Origin of the sequence: Bacillus sp. JJ1521, assembly GCF_036965165.1 — a bacterium.
In the GTDB taxonomy this organism is placed as follows: Bacteria; Bacillota; Bacilli; order Bacillales; family Bacillaceae_L; genus Ferdinandcohnia.
In genome coordinates this window covers 491-20106 of the sequence record NZ_JBALOX010000108.1, presented here as the reverse complement: position 1 = coordinate 20106, position 19616 = coordinate 491, and the positions used below count along the sequence as shown (strand labels likewise).

The following is a 19616-nucleotide window of genomic DNA, read 5'->3' as shown; positions in this document are numbered from 1 at the left end:
GAAAACGTTTACAATAGTTTTTTATAAAAAATTTAGAATTTTATAATAAAATATTGTAAAAGCGAGAGAAAATCTTCTTTCCCCCGCTTTTATTTAGACTGTACTATTTATTATAATTGATTATGCTTTTGTAAATTGCGCTTCTTCTGTAGAACCTTTTAAAGCTGTTGTTGAAGATGTTCCACCTGTAATTACCTGAGCGACTTCATCAAAGTAACCTGTTCCAACCTCCCGTTGATGGCGAGTTGCTGTGTAACCATACTTTTCACTTGCAAATTCAGCCTCTTGAAGCTCTGAATAAGCACCCATTCCTCTTGCCATATAACCTCTTGCCAATTCAAACATGCTGTGGTTTAAAGCATGGAATCCAGCCAATGTTACAAATTGGAATTTATAACCCATTTTTCCGATTTCCTTTTGGAAGTTTTCAATTGTCTCATCATCAAGCTTCTTCTTCCAATTAAACGATGGAGAGCAATTATAGGCTAAAAGTTTACCAGGGAACTCTGCATGAATAGCATCTGCAAAACGCTTTGCCTGTTCTAGGTCCGGCTCGGACGTTTCACACCAAATCAAATCCGCATATGGTGCATACGCTAAACCTCTTGCAATTGCTTGGTCAAGTCCCGCTTTCGTCCGGAAGAATCCTTCAGGTGTTCGTTCACCTGTAATAAATTCCTGATCAACTGGGTCGATATCGCTTGTAATAAGGTCTGCAGCATCAGCATCTGTTCGGGCAACTAAAAGCGTTGGAACCCCCATTACGTCAGCTGCAAGCCGTGCAGAAATTAAATTTCGTACTGCTGTTTGTGTTGGCAATAATACCTTTCCACCTAGATGTCCACATTTCTTTTCAGATGAAAGCTGGTCTTCAAAATGCACTCCAGCAGCCCCTGCTTCAATCATGCCTTTCATGAGCTCAAACACATTCAACTGCCCGCCAAAACCAGCCTCAGCATCTGCCACAATTGGAGCAAACCAGTCGATATCTCCTTCACCCTCTAGGTGATGAATCTGGTCTGCACGCTGTAATGCCTGGTTAATTCGCTTTACAACACTTGGTACACTGTTTGCTGGGTACAAGCTTTGGTCCGGATACATATGACCAGACAGATTCGCATCCGCAGCAACCTGCCAGCCACTTAAATAAATTGCCTTAAGACCTGCCTTTACCTGCTGAACTGCTTGATTTCCGGTCAATGCTCCTAATGCATGAACATAATCCTCTGTATGAAGAAGGTTCCAAAGCTTTTCAGACCCTCTTCGTGCTAGGGTATGTTCAATATCGATTGAACCTCGTAAGCGAATGACATCCTCTGCACTATACGGTCTATCAATCCCATTCCATCTTGATTCCATTTCCCAGTTTTCTTGTAATTTTTGTGCTCTTTCATTTGTCATTTTTATTTTCCTCCTTATAATTTAATCTTTTAATCTATAAAATTTCATATCCAGGTATAGTCAAAAATTCCACGAACTCATCATTTGTCACTAATTCTTCAAATAGATTTGTTGCTTCCGCAAAACGTCCTGCTTCAAAGGATTCTCTCCCAATTTCTTGTTTAATTTTCTCAAGTTCCTCTACTTTTAATTGTTGAACAAGTTCAAAAGTAATCTTTCTTCCATCCTCTAAAACCCCTTTCGGATGGCGTATCCACTGCCATAGTTGGGCTCTAGAGATTTCAGCGGTCGCAGCATCCTCCATGAGGTTATGAATCGGTGCAGCACCATGTCCGCGAAGCCATGATTCAATATACTGAATACCCACATTGATATTCGTACGAACCCCCAACTCCGTAATATTCCCTTCAGGAACTGCGATAAGATCCCCTGCCGTTACCTGAACATCCTCTCGTTTTTTATCTATTTGGTTAGGTCCTAGCATGACCGTATTAAAGACCTGCCTAGCAACTGGTACAAGCCCTGGGTGTGCAACCCATGTACCATCATGGCCATTATTTGCTTCACGTTCTTTATCCGCACGGACCTTCTTAAAGGCTTCCTCATTTGCTTGTGGGTTGTTTTTTACAGGTATTTGCGCAGCCATTCCACCGATTGCATGGACATTACGCTTGTGACAGGTTTTAATGACATGCTGTGAATACGTACTCATAAATGGTACTGTCATCGTGACCACCGAACGGTCTGGTAATATCACATTATCTACATTTCGAAATCTCTTTAAATAGCTAAAAATATAATCCCATCTCCCACAATTTAGCCCTGCAGAGTGTTCTTTTAGTTCGTATAAAATCTCATCGACCTCAAAGGTTGCAAGGATCGTTTCAATTAAAACAGTTGCTTTAATCGTTCCTTGGGGAACGCCAAATTCATTTTGTGAGAAAATAAAAACATCATTCCAGAGTCTTGCTTCAAGATGGCTCTCCATCTTTGGCAGATAGAAATATGGCCCGCTTCCATTCTTAATCAACGTACTCGCATTATGATAAAAATAAAGTCCAAAATCTAGCAAACTTGCTGATATTCTTTTTCCATCAAGTTCAATATGTTTTTCTTCTAAATGCCAACCACGTGGCCGAACAACAAGAGTAGCTATTTCATCGATTAACTGATACTTCTTTCCGTTTGAGGTTTCAAAAGTAATCGTCTTTCTTACAGCATCCCGTAAATTAATCTGGCCTTCGATCACGTTTTTCCACGTAGGAGCATTGGCATCCTCAAAATCTGCCATAAATACTTTAGCCCCTGAATTCAATGCATTAATGATCATTTTTCGATCAACAGGGCCAGTGATTTCAACCCGACGATCCTGTAAGTCTTTCGGAATCGGTGCTACTGTCCAATCCCCATTTCTGATATGTTCTGTTTCGGGTAAAAATGTTGGCATGATCCCCATATCGATTTCTTGCTGTTTTTGTTGTCTCATTTCTAGCAGCTTTTTTCTTCTTTCTCCAAATTTGAGCTCTAATTTTTCAATGAAGTTCAATGCCTGAGGTGTTAAAATTTCTTCATACCCCTCATTCATTTTTCCTGTGATTTGAATTCCTGAGGTTTGTGTCGTCATTTTCTCCTAAACTCCCTCCTTGTATTGTTGTTATACTACAGTTATTAAATACTAAAAGTATTATATAACAGTATTTCCAAAAATGGAACATTTTTCTGTAAATTTTAATATAACACTTTCATGAATAGTAATTCTGTACTATAACAAGACGAACACAAAAAAAGCCTTGCTCACAGATTTTTGTCCTGTAAGCAAGGCATATTAAGTTATTCCTCGCCTTTTTCAAATTCATTTATATACGTAATTCTTTCAAGCATTGTTGGGTGCTCATACCTAAATATCTTAACTAGGAATGGTGGATTTACTTGGCTTAAACCCGCCCTTGATAATTCCTGAAAGGACGAAACGGCAGACTGATTATCCCCTGTCATCTCAAGTGCGTACAAATCGGCTGATTTCTCCTGGTGCCTTGAAACAGCGTTTGAAACTGGATCAGAAACGAAACTTAAAAGTGAAATTAACAACAAAAATACTGGTAGAACCGCAATATCTTTGACACTAGAAATTTTAAACAGATGGCCCCATTTTCGAATCATAAAGGTCATGAGTTTGCTGATAATAAATAGCCCCACAAGGGTTAAAACCAAATACCCAGCAATACCAATATAAATATGTTTCATGACGTAATGTCCCATCTCGTGTGCCATAATGAATAAAATTTCATTTTCATTTAAACGCTGAAGTGTCGTATCCCATAGCACAATCCGTGAATTAGAACCAATACCTGTTACATAGGCATTTAGTGCATTTGTCTTTTCAGACATATTCACTTCAAATACATGGTCTGCCGGGATATCTGCGCGATCGGCAAGCTCAAGAATTTTCGTTTCCAGTTCTTTATTTGTTAAAGGGAAAAAATCGTTATAGAGTGGATCGATAATGACTGGCTGTACGAACATAAGAAACATTGAAAATGGAATCGATAGAAGCCATGCATGAAACCACCATCTTTTCTCATTTCTTCGAATTAACCAGAACAAGACGCCCACAATTATAATCATTAATGCGTAATTCACCCAAAAATCAATCAAATTATCCTTCATCCAGCTTTGGGTGGATTGAACGGTTATATTATACGTTTTTGAAACATTATAACTGATCCAAGATAGCGGAAAAGATAATACTTCAACTAACAAGGATAGCCAAAATAAATAAATGGCCGTTTGCAGAATTGAAAATTTGGCTGATATTCTTGACCAATCACGGAATTTTGCTGAAATACCGATCACAAGGACTAGAATGTATATCAGCCATTCAAAAGGTACTGACAGGAAAAACAGTAGATTTTTTATTTGTGAATACTCTTCACTCAATAAAAGTTGACGTTCATTCATAAATGTCTGTGGATCTGCAGGACTTCCTTTTAACTGGCTAGGGATGTCCGTATTTGCTCCAAAAAATAAATACCATGCTATGAATAAACCAAAAACAAGATAAATTCCAAGTGACCAACCGAATACTTTTTTCACTAAGCTGTCCCCCTTTATGTACAACCCCTCTTAGTAGTATTTTAGTTTAAAGAGGGACCAGATAGAACAATGACTTTTCTCTTGTCTTATTTTTGACAAAATAAGCCTTAGAAAAACCCATTGATTTCTTTTATAGAATTATGTATTATGAATAAAATATAACTGAAATTCTATGATGAAGAGAGTAGTCCTGATGTAGACCATAAGCGAGTTGGGGATGGTGGAAGCCCAACGGTAGAATCAAGATGAACCGCACTTCTGAGAAGCCGCCTAAAAGTGATGTAGGGTGTGCCGGGGCAATCCCGTTACTTATTAAGATGGTTCATCATGAACAATTGGAGTGGTACCGCGGGTAAATCTCGTCTCTTATTTTTAGAGGCGGGATTTTTTTATTTTTCATATAAATTTTCATGCAAGTACCATTTTCCAAATAGAAGGTGATAACCAATTAACTGCGCTGAGGTGCAGCCAGAACTTTCCTTTCGGGGGGGGTCATTTTCCATTTACTAGGTGAGTGGTGGTTCTCGAACTGTTCTAGAGGTACACCGATTTCCATTTTCCAGGCGATTGGTGACTCTCGAATCATCCTAGAGGTGCATCAATTCCCATTTACCAGGAGAATGGTGACGCTGGAATCATCCTAGAGGTACATCAATTCCTATATACTAGGAGAACGATGACACTCGAACTGTTCTGGAGGCGCAGCAATTTCCACTTTCTAGGTGAGTGGTGGTTTTCGAACCTCCAGAGAGGTAACGAAAATATCGTGTGTAAATGCGCCAAGGCGCATTTGATTATTAAAAAGGAGGTTTTGAAAATGAATGTCATCGAAGTGTATGCCGAGGAAATATCGAAACAGCTACAGGATCTTTTAACATATGACGAAGTTTTAAAGCTTATTGAAAAACCAAAATTCCAAGAACAAGGTGATCTCGCTTTCCCATGTTTTACACTCGCAAAGCAATATAGAAAAGCCCCGGCCGTTATTGCACAGGAAATCGCAACAATGATACAGAGACCACTTTTTGAAAGGGTTGTTGCAGAAGGTCCCTATGTAAACTGTTTTCTAAATAAACAAGAAGTAAGCAAACATATCCTTCAAACAATTCTTAATAAAGGCTCTCAATACGGAAGCCATGATTTTGGTGAAGGTGAAGCAATTACAATTGATTTTTCCTCACCAAATATCGCGAAGCCTTTTTCAATGGGACATTTACGCTCAACTGTTATTGGTAACTCTCTTGCCAATATTGTTGAGAAATGTGGCTATCAGCCAATTCGAATCAACCATCTTGGGGACTGGGGCACACAATTTGGAAAACTCATTGTAGCATATAAGCTTTGGGGTAATGAGAAGGCGGTTAAGGCAAACCCAATCACCGAACTACTCCAGCTTTACGTTCGTTTTCACTCGGAAGCTGAGACGAAGCCTGGGCTTGAGGATGACGCAAGATTGTGGTTCAAAAAGCTCGAGGATGGAGATATGGGGGCATTGTCTCTTTGGCGCTGGTTTAGAGAGGAATCGTTAAAGGAATTCTCACGGATTTATTCCTTACTTGAAGTTGATTTTGACTCATATAATGGTGAAGCTTTTTATAATGATAAAATGGATGCTACAGTCGACAAGCTAAAGGATAAAAATCTGTTATCGGAATCAGAGGGGGCTGAGGTCGTTGATTTATCTGAAGAAAACCTCCCTCCTTGCTTGATTAAGAAATCAGATGGAGCCACTCTTTATGCAACTAGAGATGTAACAGCGGCCATTTATCGCCAAGAAAACTACCATTTCAAGAAGACAATCTACGTGGTTGGACATGAACAAAGCTTGCATTTCAAACAAATCTTTCTAGTACTTGAAAAAATGGGATATGGATGGGCAAAAGAAATGGTCCACGTTCCATTCGGTTTCATCCTAAAAGACGGAAAGAAAATGTCCACTCGTAAAGGAAAAATTGTTCTTTTAGAAGAGGTTATTGAGGAAGCAATCGGGCTTGCCAAACAAAACATTGAAGCAAAAAATCCAAGCCTAGAAAACAAGGAAGAGATTGCAAAAATGGTCGGCGTGGGTGCAATCATTTTCCAAGATTTAAAAAATGAAAGACTTAGCAATATTGAATTCTCACTTGAGGAAATGCTTAGATTTGAAGGGACTACTGGTCCATATGTTCAATACACTCATGCAAGAGCCTCCTCAATTTTACGAAAAGCAGAAGGATCGGATAATCCAATTATAGGTCTCTCCGATATCCATAGCTGGGCTGTAGTAAAACATCTTATGGAATTCCCAACCATCATTCAAAGAAGTATGCAACTTTATGAGCCATCTGTCATTGCAAAATATACCGTTGAACTCGCACAAGAATTCAACAAATACTATAGTCATGTAAAGGTCCTACATGAAGATGACGAAATGAACGATCGAATCACATTGGTCCGTTCTGTTACTATTGTTCTAAAAGAAGGACTTCGGTTGCTTGGAGTAAAAGCTCCGGAGGAAATGTAGAAAGCCTAGGATTTGGTCCTAGGCTTTTTCCTCTGGATGATACTGATATTTTTTAAGATCAATTGAACGGTTAACAACCTCAACACCTTCATCCTCAAGAAAGATGATTTGGGCAGTCTGTGTTTCTTCATCATGGATTGCGATTTCACCCTTGGAGTTAATAACCCGAAACCATGGAAGATTGTATTTTTTACTCATCGAATGGAGTACCCGTACAACTTGTCTTGCACCTCGTGGGCTTCCTGCAAGCTTTGCAATCTGCCCATAAGTCATCACCTTTCCAGGCGGTATTTGTTTAATAATCTGAATAACGTTCTCGCTAAATGGTTTCATTTGGTTTGTTCCTTACTTAAAAAATCTATTTCCCTTTAAAATTCGGTTTCCGTTTTTCATTAAAGGCAGCTAGAGCTTCTACTCTATCCTCAGTTGGAATGATCACTTCATATGCTTTACGTTCAATTTTAAAGCCTGTATGTAAGTCTGTGTTCATCCCCTGTTTAATCGCAAATTTAGCTTGTTGTAAAGCAAGTGGTCCATTTTTCAACATATCATTTGCTAGCTTCATAGAAGCTTCCATTAAGTTTTCACGGGCGACCACACTTGAAACTATACCATATTCTTTCGCTTCGGCTGCACTAATTCGTTTTGCAGTTAAAATTAGCTCCATTGCTTTTGTTTCACCAATGAGACGGGGAAGACGTTGTGTCCCTCCTGCTCCAGGAATAATTGCTAGACTTGTTTCCGTTAAGCCCATCGACGTCTCCTCAACAGAAATTCGGAAATCACAGGCTAGTGCAAGCTCCATACCACCACCAAATGCATAGCCATTGATTGCAGCAATTGTCGGCTGTGGTAAATCTCCAATACTCGAAAAAACCTGACCAATTTTATACACATTTCTTCTAACTTGAGATTCCGTTAATGTCTTTCTCTCCTTTAAATCTGCACCTACACTAAATGCCTTTTCACCTGAACCGGTAATGATCACAACTTGAACATCAGCATTTGTTCGTATATCCTCAACTACTTCATCAAGGGTTTTAAGCATCTCATAATTAAAGCAGTTTAAAGCGTCTGGGCGATTCAATGTGACAGTCGCTACATGATTTTCAACTTGGTATAAGACTGAAGTCATAGTTCCACCTCTCCTACAAAATTTGATATCGTTTACATCTTATTTCGCTTTTAACTGAAAAATTCCTTTAAAAATTTCAAAAAGAACAGGTCGAATCGACCTGCTCTCTCGCTTACTTTGTCACCAAATCCTTTAAAGCACGACGCAGAATTTTACCGGTTGTGTTTTTAGGAAGTTCTTCAATGAATTCTATTTTACTAGGAATCTTGTATTTTGCTAAATGCTCACGACAATATTCAAGCAGATTCTCTTCTGTTAAATTTTGATCATTCTTCACGACATAGCAATAAACTGCTTCACCTTGATTCGTGTCCGGCACACCCAAAACAGCGGCTTCAACAATATTTGGGTGATTGTATAGAACTTCTTCAACCTCTCTTGGATACACATTGTAGCCACCAACAATAACCATATCCTTCTTACGGTCAACGATATAAAAATAGCCTTCCTCATCCATCTTTGCCAAATCGCCTGTATAAAGCCAACCATTTCGTAATGTTGCATCACTTTCTTCAGGCATTTTATAATAGCCCTTCATTACATTCGGACCACGAACAATCAATTCCCCAACTTGTCCAATTGGTAGTTCTTCACCATTTTCGTCTACTACCTTGTTTTCAACATTCACGATGTTTGTCCCAATTGAACCCGGCTTGCGTGGACGATCTAACGGATTAAAGCAAGTTACGGGTGATGCTTCAGAAAGACCGTACCCTTCAGATACAAGAACCTGAAACTTCTGTTCAAAGCTTTTTAAAAGGGCAACGGGCATTGCTGCGCCCCCAGAAACACATAAGCGTAACGAGCTTAAGTCTTCGGGATTTCCTTCAGGATACTGAAGAAGGAAATTGTACATTGTTGGCACTCCTACAAAAATAGTGGCCTTATAGTCCTTTGCAATTTGAAAAATTTCCATAGGGCTAAACTTTGGCACAATAAGCATTGTTCCACCATTCATTAAAGGTGCATTTAACGCTACTGTTAAACAAAAAACATGAAACATCGGCAATGTAGTAATCACTCTATCATGTTCGGAAATTTTTAGATATTCGGCAACATCCCTTGCATTGCTAAATAAGTTCTTGTGAGTCAACATTGCCCCTTTTGGTTTTCCAGTTGTACCAGAAGTGTATAAAATGACCGCAACATCATCATCTTTCAGTGTTGGTTCAACAAATGAAGGATCTCCTGAACCAACCAAATATGAAAACGATTTCAATTTACGATAGATCGAAAGTTTTGAGACTTCTACTTTACTATTTACGCCCTGTGGGGTTTCACATGCAATAAGATGTTCAACATACGGAAGGTGTTCATTCATCTTTTCAAAAAGTGGAACAAGCAAGTCTAACGTTATGATAACCCTTACATCTCCGTTATTAACAATATATCCAATTTCATCAGGGGTATAAATTGGATTAATCGGAATAACCGTTGCCCCTAACCGGAGTGCACCATAAAATCCAATTACAAAATGTGGTGTATTCCCCAATACTAAAGCTATGTGATCGCCCTTCTTAATACCGAGTTTTTCCAAACCACTTGCAAACTTTGTTACCGCACCATCTAATTCAGCATATGTACTAACATTCCCTTGAAAAATATAAGCTGGTTTATCGAAGTTTTTCTTTGCTGTTTCCCCTAGTCGTGTTGATAGATTCAAATTTCTCCCTCCCATGGTCAATCCGATGAATGAATAGTCATTCATTAAATGACAAAAAATAAAATTCTAAATATATTATATTGAAAGAAAGTTTTTCTATCAAGACGCAAAATAGTGTTATTTTAAAAAAACGGGCAAGAATTGGAATTCTTACCCGCATGCCGTCTAAATTTTAATAAATTAAATTAATAAAATCTTCATTGGTAATTTTACCGAAATAATGCTGAATGTCGATACCTTCTAATGCTTTTTCTAACTCAGCCTTTTCATACTTTGTTCCGATTAATCGTTTCTCGATTTCCTCTACATCCCCGACACCAAAGAAATCACCGTAGATTTTACAGTTTTCAACCGTGCCCTTTTGAACTTCGAGGCGGACATCAATGGAACCAACTGGAAAACGATGTGTATGCTGATAATTGAATTTCGGTGATTTTCCGTAGTTCCAATCCCAATTTTGATAACGTTCCTTTGAAATTTCGTGGATTTTTTCCCAATCCTTCTCCGTTAGTTTATATTCAGGAATATCGCCATCTGTATTAAAAATGTAGCGAAGCAGCATTTCTCTAAATTCCTCGATTGTAATTTTTTCACTTAAGAATTCACTAATGTTGGCAACCCTGCTTCTTACAGATTTAATCCCTTTTGATTCAATCTTGTCCTTTTTCACCTTTAGTGCTGAAACAACGTGGTCAATTTCCGAATCAAACATAAGTGTTCCGTGGCTGAACATTCTACCTCTTGTTGAAAATTGAGCATTTCCGGAAATTTTTCTGCCTTCAACCTCAATATCGTTACGTCCGCTTAGCTGTGCATTTACGCCTAGCTTGTGGAGTGCTTCGACCACGGGCTCAGTGAATTTTTTATAGTTGTGAAAGCTTTCCCCATCGTCCTTTGTAATAAAGCTAAAATTTAGGTTTCCTAAATCATGATAAACGGCTCCGCCACCCGATAAGCGTCGAACTACTTTAATCCCATTGTCTTCTACATATTGAGTATTAATTTCCTCAATTGTGTTTTGGTTTTTCCCGATGATAATGGATGGACCATTAATATAGAATAATAAATACGTTTCATTGATATCTAAATTTTTTAGTGCGTACTCTTCTATAGCTAAGTTAATTTGTGGATCATTAATTCCTTTATTATCTATAAATAACATCGTCTTTTCACTCCCAAATAAGTCCTGATCTTGCTAATTTGATATTACCATTAAATTGTTCTGATGCTTGTTTGACAAGGTCTTCATGATTGCCGTAATGAGGCAGATGTGTGATCCACAGTTCTTTTACTTCCGAATCAGCTGCTATTTTTCCAACTTCTTTGCTGTTCATATGGCCCATATTAGAACCGTCCTGATCTGCATAAAGGTTACATTCACAAATAAACAGGTCTGCACCTTTCGTAAACGGAATAAACTCCTCTATGTAGCTAGAATCAGCTGAAAATACAACAGTTTGTCCATCAGCTGTAATTCTCATGGCATAACATACTACTGGATGCTTAGTTTTCAAAAATGATATTGAAAATGGACCAATTTCGCTGGTTTCATCCGGATTATAAGCAATCGCCTTTGTATGTCCCTTATGCTCCAATCTTGAAAAGCCTTCTTGGTCAGCCGTATGTCCATAGATAGGCAGCTCTTTTTGTTGATTATGTATCGCGCTTGTCACTAGTCTTGCATACTGCATTGGACCTATATCGGCTACATGGTCATGATGATAATGAGATAAAATAATCGCATCAAGTTCATCAATTGTTATATAGTTTTGGAGCTGTGCTAGTACACCGCTTCCGCAATCAACAAGGAGCCGATAACCTTCATGTTCAAATAAATACCCTGTTGTAGCTTCATTTGCTGCAGGAAATCCACCCCAGAATCCAACTACCGTTACCTTCACATGATCACCTTTCCCGTTCTTTAAAAATAACAACTCTTAAATGGTTTACCCTTTTCCATTTAACTATAATCGATACAAAAAATAATTACACTTTTTTGTGCTTTTGTTACAAAACAGTTGTTGACATTAATTTATCTGTTATAGTACACTATAAACAATAAAGAAACGGAGGGGTTGAAATGTTAGTAAAAAGTACAGAATTTTTCAAAAACCTACCAGCTAAAAAATGTGTTGAGTGTGGTCATGATATCGAGGAGCAGCATGAGTGCTACGGAAATAAATGTGACCACTGTAACGAAATAAAATAAAATAAAAAGGAAGGCCGCGGCCTTCCTTTTTCTATTTACACTAATACCGGTGTATCTATTTTTAAATATTCAAGAACCATTTTAACGGCTTCTTCGCCTTGATCAATACAATCCGGTAATCCTATGCCCTCATATGAGCTTCCCGCTAAAAAGATCCCTGGTAAGTGTTCTGCAACATTTTTCTTCACTTGTTCGATCCGGTCCTTATGTCCAACCGTGTATTGTGGCATTGCATCTTTCCATCTTGTTACAATTGAAAATTCAGGTTGGTCCGTGATATTCATAGTTTTGTTCAAATCATCAAGCACCACTTTGATAATTTCATCGTCTGATTGATCAACGATAGCTTCGTCTCCTGCTTTTCCAACATAACAACGGAGTAGCACTTTTCCTTTAGGTGTTGTGTGCGGCCACTTTTTATGAGTCCAGGTAACAGCCGTAATAATATAATCATTATTTCGCGATACAACAAAACCAGTTCCATCAATATCCTTGTTAATTGCTTCTTCAGGGAAAGCCATAGCTACAGTCGCAACCGATGTTGATGGCATTCCCTTAAATGAATTGAAAAATGAATAGTCGTTAAAAATGGCTTCCGTCACATGATGTGGTGTCGCAACGACTACACTATCAGCCGTAATTTCTTCTCCATTGCTTAGCTTGATAAGATAATCATGGCTATGTTTTTCAATACCATCGACCTTAATTCCTTTAAATACTGTACCAGGTTCAAGCTTTGCTTCGATTGCATCAATAAATGACTGTAATCCAGTACTGACTGTTAAGAATTGACCTTTTGGTGCAGATTTTGTTTGTCCATTTGGCTTTGGTGGTGTGGTTTGTTTCATCCCCAGAATTAGACTTCGGTATTTTTGCTCAACTTGATAAAATTGTGGGAAAGTTGACATTAAGCTTAATTGGTCAATATCCCCGGCATAAATCCCTGAAAGTAATGGCTCTATAAGGTTTTCAACGACCTCATCTCCAAGTCTTCTTCTAAAAAATTGACCAAGTGACTGATCACCCTCGCCAGGTGTACGTGGCAATACAAAATCCATTGCAGCCCTCAGTTTACCAATCGGGGTAAATAGACCTGTCGTTATGAAGGGTCCGATTTGAGTAGGTATCCCCATAATAGATCCGCCAGGCATTGGGTGGAGTTTTCCATTCACAAGAACATATGATTTACCAGCAGTATTGTTGACTAATTTATCCCCTAGACCGACCTCATTGACAAGTCTTGAGGCACTTTGTTTTCTGGCTAAAAAAGAATCTGGACCTCTTTCAATAACAAAGCCATCGCGTTCGACTGTTTGCACTTTTCCACCTAATCGATGGCTCGCTTCCAAAAGGGTACATTTAATATCTAAGCCCTTCTCCCTTGCCTCTTTCTGGAGATAATAAGCTACTGTTAAACCAGTAATCCCACCACCTATTACGACTACCTTTTGATTACTCACTTAACATCGCCTTCTTTGCATTTAATTCAAATAATTATTGTTGTAGTTCTTTTAGAACAACGGTTGCCAAACAATCTATAAATTCAGGTTTATCATTTGGCATTTCCGGACGGTAATAGCTCACACCAAGCTCTTCTGTTACAACCTTACACTCATAGTCGTTGTCATATAGAACCTCTAAATGATCTGCAACAAATCCAACTGGAATGTATACAAATGCTTTATAGCCTTTCTCATTATAAAGATCCCTTGTTAAATCCTGAACATCAGGGCCTAACCATGGTTCAGGAGTATTACCGGCACTTTGCCATCCAATTTCAACATTTTTTACACCTGCGGCTTCTGCAATCAAATCTGCCGTTTCTTGTAGTTGGCTTGGATATGGGTCCCCCGCTGCAATGATTTTTTCAGGCAGGCTGTGAGCTGAAACGATTAATACTGCATTATCACGTTCTACCTCAGTCATGGAAGCATACACTTGTTTCACCTGATTTGCCCAGTACTCGATAAATTTAGGCTCCTTATACCAGCTTTCAACAGATGTAATTGTTGGTCCACCTAGTTTTTCCGCTTCTTCTTTGGCGCGACCATTATAGGCTTTTACACTAAAGGTTGAAAAATGAGGTGCAAGTACTAGACTCACTGCTTCCTCTATTCCATCTTCATTCATTTGTGCAACTGCATCCTCAATAAAAGGCTCGATATGCTTTAACCCTTGATACATTTTAAACTCAATGTCATCTTGAATATGATTTAAATGTTCCTCAAGATTTTTAGCTTGGTCAGTTGTAATTTTGGCAAGTGGTGAAATTCCACCAATCGCTTCATAACGACTGCGAAGGTCTTCAAGCATTTCCGGTGATGGCTTACGGCCATGACGAATATGTGTATAATACCGTTCAATATCCTCTTCTTTATATGGAGTACCGTATGCCATTACGAGTAATCCCATTTTCTTTTTTGTCATAAAAAACACCTCAAAATCTAGAATCTAATGCGGCTTGGCATATCAACTGAATAAAGTTAGTTTTTCTTTGAATATTCGTGGATGAAAGTAGTAAGACGCTTTAATGTCTCTGGTTTCACTTCCGGGAACACACCATGTCCAAGATTGAAAATGTAGCCTGGTTGTTGCATTCCTTGGTCAAGGATTTCTTTCGCTCTTTTTTCGATTACTTCCCAAGGAGCTAATAAAAGGGCAGGATCAAGATTTCCTTGAACTGCTTTTGTGACTCCAAGTTCCCTCGCATTCATAATTGGAAGACGCCAATCAAGTCCTACAACATCAAGAGGTAAGTCATTCCATTCTAATGCTAAATGGCTTGCCCCAACTCCAAACATGATAAGAGGTACATTCTCTTCACGAAGTTCCGAGAAAATGCGATGCATAACTGGCTTTATGAAATGACGGTAGTCTGCAACATTTAGCGCCCCTACCCAAGAGTCAAAAATTTGTACTGCTTTTACACCCGCAGCTATTTGAGATTTTACATATGTAATCGTCATTTCAGCTAATTTATCCATTAGGGCAAACCAAGCATCAGGCTGTGCGTACATGAAAGCCTTCGTTTTATTATAGTTTTTTGAAGGGCCGCCTTCAATCATATAGCTTGCTAGAGTAAATGGTGCTCCTGCAAATCCAATCAATGGCACTGAAAGCTGCTCTGTTGTTAATAGCTTAATTGTATCAAGTACGTAAGGAACATCCTCTTCTGGATGAATTTCTCCAAGATTTTCAACATCTTTTACGGAACGGATCGGGTTGCTGATAACTGGACCAACACCTGCTTTGATTTCAACGTCTACTCCAAGTGCAGGAAGTGGAGACATAATGTCTTTATAAAGAATTGCAGCATCTACATCATATTGTTCAACAGGAAGTCTAGTGACATATGCACATAATTCAGGTTGATGGGTAATTTCAAATAGACCGTATTTTTCCTTTATTTTTCGGTATTCTGGTTGGGATCGTCCCGCTTGGCGCATATACCAAACAGGTACATGTTCGGTTTTCTCACCTCTTGCCGCCCTCAATAATGTATCATTAAAACCCTTTTGCATTTGTATTTACCTACCTTTCAATATCTTCACACAATAGTTACCATAATAGCATAAGTACTTCTCATTAATTAAATAGTAGTTTCTTTTATCCTCACTCTACCACTATAATTGTTTCTACTATCCTTGTATACAAAACCACGGCAAATGTCAAAAATTTGACGAACATTAGGATGGTGAAAATCCTAACACCACCCTGAAAATAATATCAAATACGCCACGGCGTATTTGTGTCCGATTTTTAGACCCACAGGAAGTGGCGTTATTAGTCTTTGATCTTACTGCTCGAAATGCTCCTTTGAAAAATCGTGGCATCCGCCGGAGGCTGTAATTATATTCAGTTGGGCCTAAACCCGACTGAATATAATTACTTGTTAGAGAAAAAGGTAGGCTTAACAGATTGTGTGCGTGCACCTTCTTCCTTCGTTTGCGAATTATAAGGAACGATAAAATAGGAAGGCATCGAAAAAATATTTACATTCTCAATTTCATAGCCTCCTATTCCTCTTACGGACCCCACATATTTAACAGACTTCGAATTTTCCTCATAAATTCGATATTCAATCCGTTCATCTTTAGAAGGTGCCCAATTTAAGGAAACTGTAAATAGCCCTAGTGGTTTAAACGTTAGATTGGCTTTCATATCCTCGATTTCGGAAAGTCTTATCGGTGGCTCTAGCTCGTCCACATCCTTTGGCGCGGAAAAAGCTATGGCTTTTTTCAACTCTGATTGATCGAGAATTTTCTTGAACAGTTTCGTTGGAGATGAGCTACCACCTTTTAAATAATGCGTTGCATCTGTCGTATCATAGCCCATCCATAAAGCTCCTACAACAGACGGGGTAAAACCGACAAACCAAGCATCCTTATTTCCCTTTTCAACACCTGGTAAATTGGTTGTTCCAGTTTTACCAGCAAGTGCACCTGAATAACTTCCTACCCTTGCTGTACCATTATCGACAACACCTTCAAGCATCCTTGTCATGTACCATGCCGTTTGTTTTGAGAATGCCTCGCTCTCATGAGTGGATGCCTCTCCAATTATTTTTCCTTCTCGGTTTTGTATTTTGCTAATAACATGTGGTTCGATTACTTTTCCTTCACGGGCAAAGGCTCGATATGCTTTTGCCATTGCAATTGGAGAAATTCCCTCTTTCAGTCCACCTAACGCAATCGATAAACCTTGATCGGGAATAGTAATTCCTGTTTTTGTTAAGTACTCCTTTGCCGTATCAATTCCCAGTCTGTCAAGCATCCAAACAGCAGGTGCATTCGCAGATTCGATTAATGCATCGTACATAGATATTTTCCCTTTATAAATTCCAGAAATATTACTTGGTTCATACTCACCGTAAGATTGCTTTTTATCGACTAGCATCGAATATGGGTCAAATTCTTCCCCTTCCAAAGCCGGTCCATATACTGCAAGCGGCTTAATTGTCGAGCCAGGCTGTCGGTTAATCAAAACTCGATTAATCCCTCGACTTACATAATGCCTACCTCCGATACTTGCTAAGACTCCACCAGTATCATTATCAAGCAACACAAAAGCACCTTCTACATCATCATCGATACCAGGAAAATTCTTTTGATCCTTAAAAAGCTCGTATGCTGTTTTTTGAATTTCTAAATGAAGTGGAACTGTGATGGTGTAACCACCCCTAAGCAATTCTTCATTTGATAATTTATAACGCGTCTTTGCCTCATCAAACACCATATCGATATAAGTTAATAAAGATGGATCTCTTTCTACCTCATGAATATCCAATGAAAGCGTCCTTCCTTGGACCCTTACTGCCTCCTCAGCTTGTAAAAAACCTTTTTTCTCCATTAAGTTAATAACCAAATCCCGTCTTTGTTTACTTTTTTCAGAATTTAGAATGGGAGAATAAGTAGATGGTGCTTTCGGAATTGCTGCAAGCAGTGCCCCTTCTTCAACCGTTAAATCACTTACATTTTTATTAAAATAAAACCTTGATGCAGATTGAATGCCATATGCACCATGTCCAAAATAAATTTGATTTAAATACATTTCAAGAAGTTCCTGTTTGCTGTATTTCTTTTCTAAATTAATGGCTATGATTAATTCATTAGTTTTTCGAAGAAACGTTTTTTCATTTGTAAGAAACACATTCTTAGCAAGCTGTTGGGTAATTGTACTGCCACCCTCTACTTTTCCACCGGCAACAATATCCTTATAGATCGCCCTGCCAATCGCTTGAACGTCGATACCATGATGTTTATAAAAACGAGTATCCTCAACTGCGATAAACGCCTTTTGCACGTATTCCGGAATATCCTTAATTGGTACAATGTCACGATTCTCATAATATAGTTTCGTAATAAAACTGCCTTCTTCATCGACCAGTTTTGTTGCGGAATTCATGACCAGCTTTTTGTCATCAATAACATAGTCACCTGCATATATGATAAGCAAATACCCACACAATCCAAGGACAAATGAACCAACAATAACAAATAATGATAGAAATAATTTTCTTTTCATACAGTGACCTCCTTGGAATAATTAGATTTATATTAATTTGGTTATGTTATCTTTTAGTATTACTGTAAAAGTTTCTCACTATGTATTTCGTATAAATAAGGGAGGTGGAGTAATGTGAATTTTTACATTGCGTATGGAACAGTAGATTTTTTGGCAAAACTCCATGAAAAGTACAAAAAAGAAAATATGGCTCCGTTTTACAATAACGAAACAGCCATCCTTCTTCATGAAACAACTAAGAAATCGATTTTTGCGGCACCGAGAAAATATGAGGTCCTCACTGGATCAGGGAACATAAACGATGCAGGTTTTGTGGCATTCACATATGTGCCTGTGTCCGATGAAGGCAAGCCACTATTTGAATACAACATCACTCAAAAGATATCACTATTTCAAAACACCCCTGGCTTTATCGCTTTTCGCGTACTTCGCCCAATGAAAAGCGAGACCTTTGTCATTGCAAACTTTTGGTTAAAAGAATCTTTATATTTGGATTGGACCCGTTCTACGGCCTTCGAGGAGCTTGAACAAGTGATAGAAAAAACAAAAGGTGGCATAAATAAAACCATCTTTTCCGGACCTGTCTACACAAAAACATATCATGCTTTAATAGATGAATAACACGGATAAAAAAATTTTCTACACTCTTCACACGTTATCCCTACTCACATATTCTGTAATACAAACATAGGTAAACGTGTAGTTACCTCTGCTTGAATTCGGAATGAATGGGGGTTTCGCAATGTTAGTGGAATTAACCGCCCTGCATTGGATATATGTTTCTTTTATCCTCTTAATCATCGGCTTTATGGTGATGAGGAGAGACACCTCACTTATTTGTATCATTGGGATCTTTTTACTAGCCATTACCGCAACCGGGTCGATAAGTGCATCTGTAAGTGGTGTCTTTAATAGCTTTATTTATGCAATTTCTGAATTACTCTCAACCATTCTTGTGATATCGATAATTGTTTCTATGAGTAAGGCGTTAACTGTTACGGGTATCAATGATATCATGATTGCACCTTTCGCAAAACTGATACGCTCCCCGGCACTTGCTTACTGGACAATCGGAATTGTCATGATGGTGATTTCATGGTTTTTCTGGCCTTCCCCTGCTGTTGCCCTAATTGGTGCAGTTCTTTTACCAGTGGCAATGAGGGTTGGCCTTCCGGCATTAGGGGTCGCAATGGCAATGAATTTGTTCGGTCACGGTATTGCTTTGTCGAGTGATTTTATCATTCAGGCAGCTCCAAAGCTTACTGCAGATGCTGCGGGACTCGAAGTATTGGAGGTTGTAAAAGCAAGTATTCCATTAGTGTTTGTAATGGGACTTGTAACGACTGTCGCAGCCTACATCTTCCTTCGACGGGACATGCGAAAGGGCACCCTTTCAGTTGGTGGAGAATCAAATTATACAAATCCATTAACAAATGATCTTTCAAAGCAGGAAGAGGAACAATTAAAAAAATTATTATCACCATCAACCAAACGCTTCTTCGCATTCTTAATCCCAATTCTTTTTGCCTTAGATGTAGCTGCCATGTCGGTATTAAATCTTTCCGGTGGGGATGCAACAGCTCTTATT

15 protein-coding genes, 1 pseudogene and 1 other annotated feature are annotated in these 19616 nt (G+C 38.6%); of the genes and pseudogenes, 4 read left to right on the top strand and 12 right to left on the bottom strand.

The genetic code is table 11. The features are described 5' to 3' along the window. Positions 1–120 precede the first annotated feature (120 nt). The 3 genes from aceA to V7147_RS15445 form a co-directional block, all read right to left on the bottom strand. A complete protein-coding gene (gene aceA / locus V7147_RS15455; protein ID WP_335368732.1) occupies positions 121–1401 on the bottom strand; it encodes an isocitrate lyase in 1281 nt (426 codons plus the stop codon). A gap of 34 nt (positions 1402–1435) precedes the next feature. Next, entirely contained in the window at positions 1436–3025 is a 1590-nt protein-coding gene (gene aceB, locus V7147_RS15450) for a malate synthase A (protein ID WP_335368731.1), read from the bottom strand. 206 nt (positions 3026–3231) lie between these two features. After that, complete coding sequence (locus V7147_RS15445; RefSeq protein ID WP_335368730.1) at positions 3232–4494, bottom strand: M48 family metallopeptidase; 1263 nt, start codon at positions 4492–4494, stop codon at positions 3232–3234. Positions 4495–4657: 163 nt separating this feature from the next. After that, positions 4658–4864 (top strand) — a binding site (T-box leader). Between the two features lie 447 nt (positions 4865–5311). On the opposite strand from V7147_RS15445, the gene argS reads away from it, so the two are divergent. Further along, positions 5312–6997 carry an arginine--tRNA ligase gene (argS, locus tag V7147_RS15440; protein WP_335368729.1) on the top strand — a complete coding sequence of 562 codons (1686 nt, stop codon included), beginning with the start codon at positions 5312–5314 and terminating at the stop codon, positions 6995–6997. 18 nt (positions 6998–7015) lie between these two features. Here the strand turns inward: argS and V7147_RS15435 are convergent, their stop codons facing one another. The 5 genes from V7147_RS15435 to V7147_RS15415 form a co-directional block, all read right to left on the bottom strand. Beyond that, complete coding sequence (locus V7147_RS15435; RefSeq protein WP_335368728.1) at positions 7016–7330, bottom strand: MGMT family protein; 315 nt, start codon at positions 7328–7330, stop codon at positions 7016–7018. Positions 7331–7355: 25 nt separating this feature from the next. Further along, positions 7356–8132: an enoyl-CoA hydratase-related protein gene (locus V7147_RS15430; protein ID WP_335368727.1), complete on the bottom strand. Its 777-nt coding sequence runs from the start codon at positions 8130–8132 to the stop codon at positions 7356–7358. A 112-nt stretch (positions 8133–8244) separates the two neighbouring features. Continuing rightward, the gene (locus tag V7147_RS15425) at positions 8245–9795 is read right to left on the bottom strand and encodes a fatty acid--CoA ligase family protein (protein WP_335368726.1); all 1551 of its coding nucleotides are present in this window, start codon (positions 9793–9795) and stop codon (positions 8245–8247) included. Positions 9796–9967: 172 nt separating this feature from the next. Continuing rightward, on the bottom strand, positions 9968–10957 hold the full coding sequence (locus V7147_RS15420; protein WP_335368725.1) for a lipoate--protein ligase: 990 nt from the start codon (positions 10955–10957) through the stop codon (positions 9968–9970). Positions 10958–10964: 7 nt separating this feature from the next. Then, positions 10965–11696, bottom strand: coding sequence for an MBL fold metallo-hydrolase (locus V7147_RS15415; protein WP_335368724.1), 732 nt, complete (start codon positions 11694–11696; stop codon positions 10965–10967). 179 nt (positions 11697–11875) lie between these two features. On the opposite strand from V7147_RS15415, the gene yhfH reads away from it, so the two are divergent. After that, positions 11876–12004, top strand: coding sequence for a protein YhfH (gene yhfH, locus V7147_RS15410; protein ID WP_229138450.1), 129 nt, complete (start codon positions 11876–11878; stop codon positions 12002–12004). A 35-nt stretch (positions 12005–12039) separates the two neighbouring features. Here the strand turns inward: yhfH and hemY are convergent, their stop codons facing one another. The 4 genes from hemY to V7147_RS15390 form a co-directional block, all read right to left on the bottom strand. After that, positions 12040–13464, bottom strand: coding sequence for a protoporphyrinogen oxidase (gene hemY, locus V7147_RS15405; protein WP_335368723.1), 1425 nt, complete (start codon positions 13462–13464; stop codon positions 12040–12042). Between the two features lie 34 nt (positions 13465–13498). Beyond that, positions 13499–14431, bottom strand: a complete 933-nt coding sequence (hemH, locus tag V7147_RS15400; RefSeq protein WP_335368722.1) for a ferrochelatase — start codon at positions 14429–14431, stop codon at positions 13499–13501. 56 nt (positions 14432–14487) lie between these two features. Beyond that, entirely contained in the window at positions 14488–15525 is a 1038-nt protein-coding gene (hemE, locus tag V7147_RS15395) for a uroporphyrinogen decarboxylase (protein ID WP_438824599.1), read from the bottom strand. Positions 15526–15889: 364 nt separating this feature from the next. Then, positions 15890–18028, bottom strand: coding sequence for a transglycosylase domain-containing protein (locus tag V7147_RS15390; protein ID WP_335368721.1), 2139 nt, complete (start codon positions 18026–18028; stop codon positions 15890–15892). Positions 18029–18142: 114 nt separating this feature from the next. On the opposite strand from V7147_RS15390, the gene V7147_RS15385 reads away from it, so the two are divergent. Further along, positions 18143–18649 (top strand): antibiotic biosynthesis monooxygenase family protein, encoded by a 507-nt coding sequence (locus V7147_RS15385; RefSeq protein WP_335368720.1) that lies wholly within the window; start codon positions 18143–18145, stop codon positions 18647–18649. 121 nt (positions 18650–18770) lie between these two features. Beyond that, positions 18771–19616: pseudogene (locus V7147_RS15380) on the top strand (hypothetical protein); the annotation flags it as partial.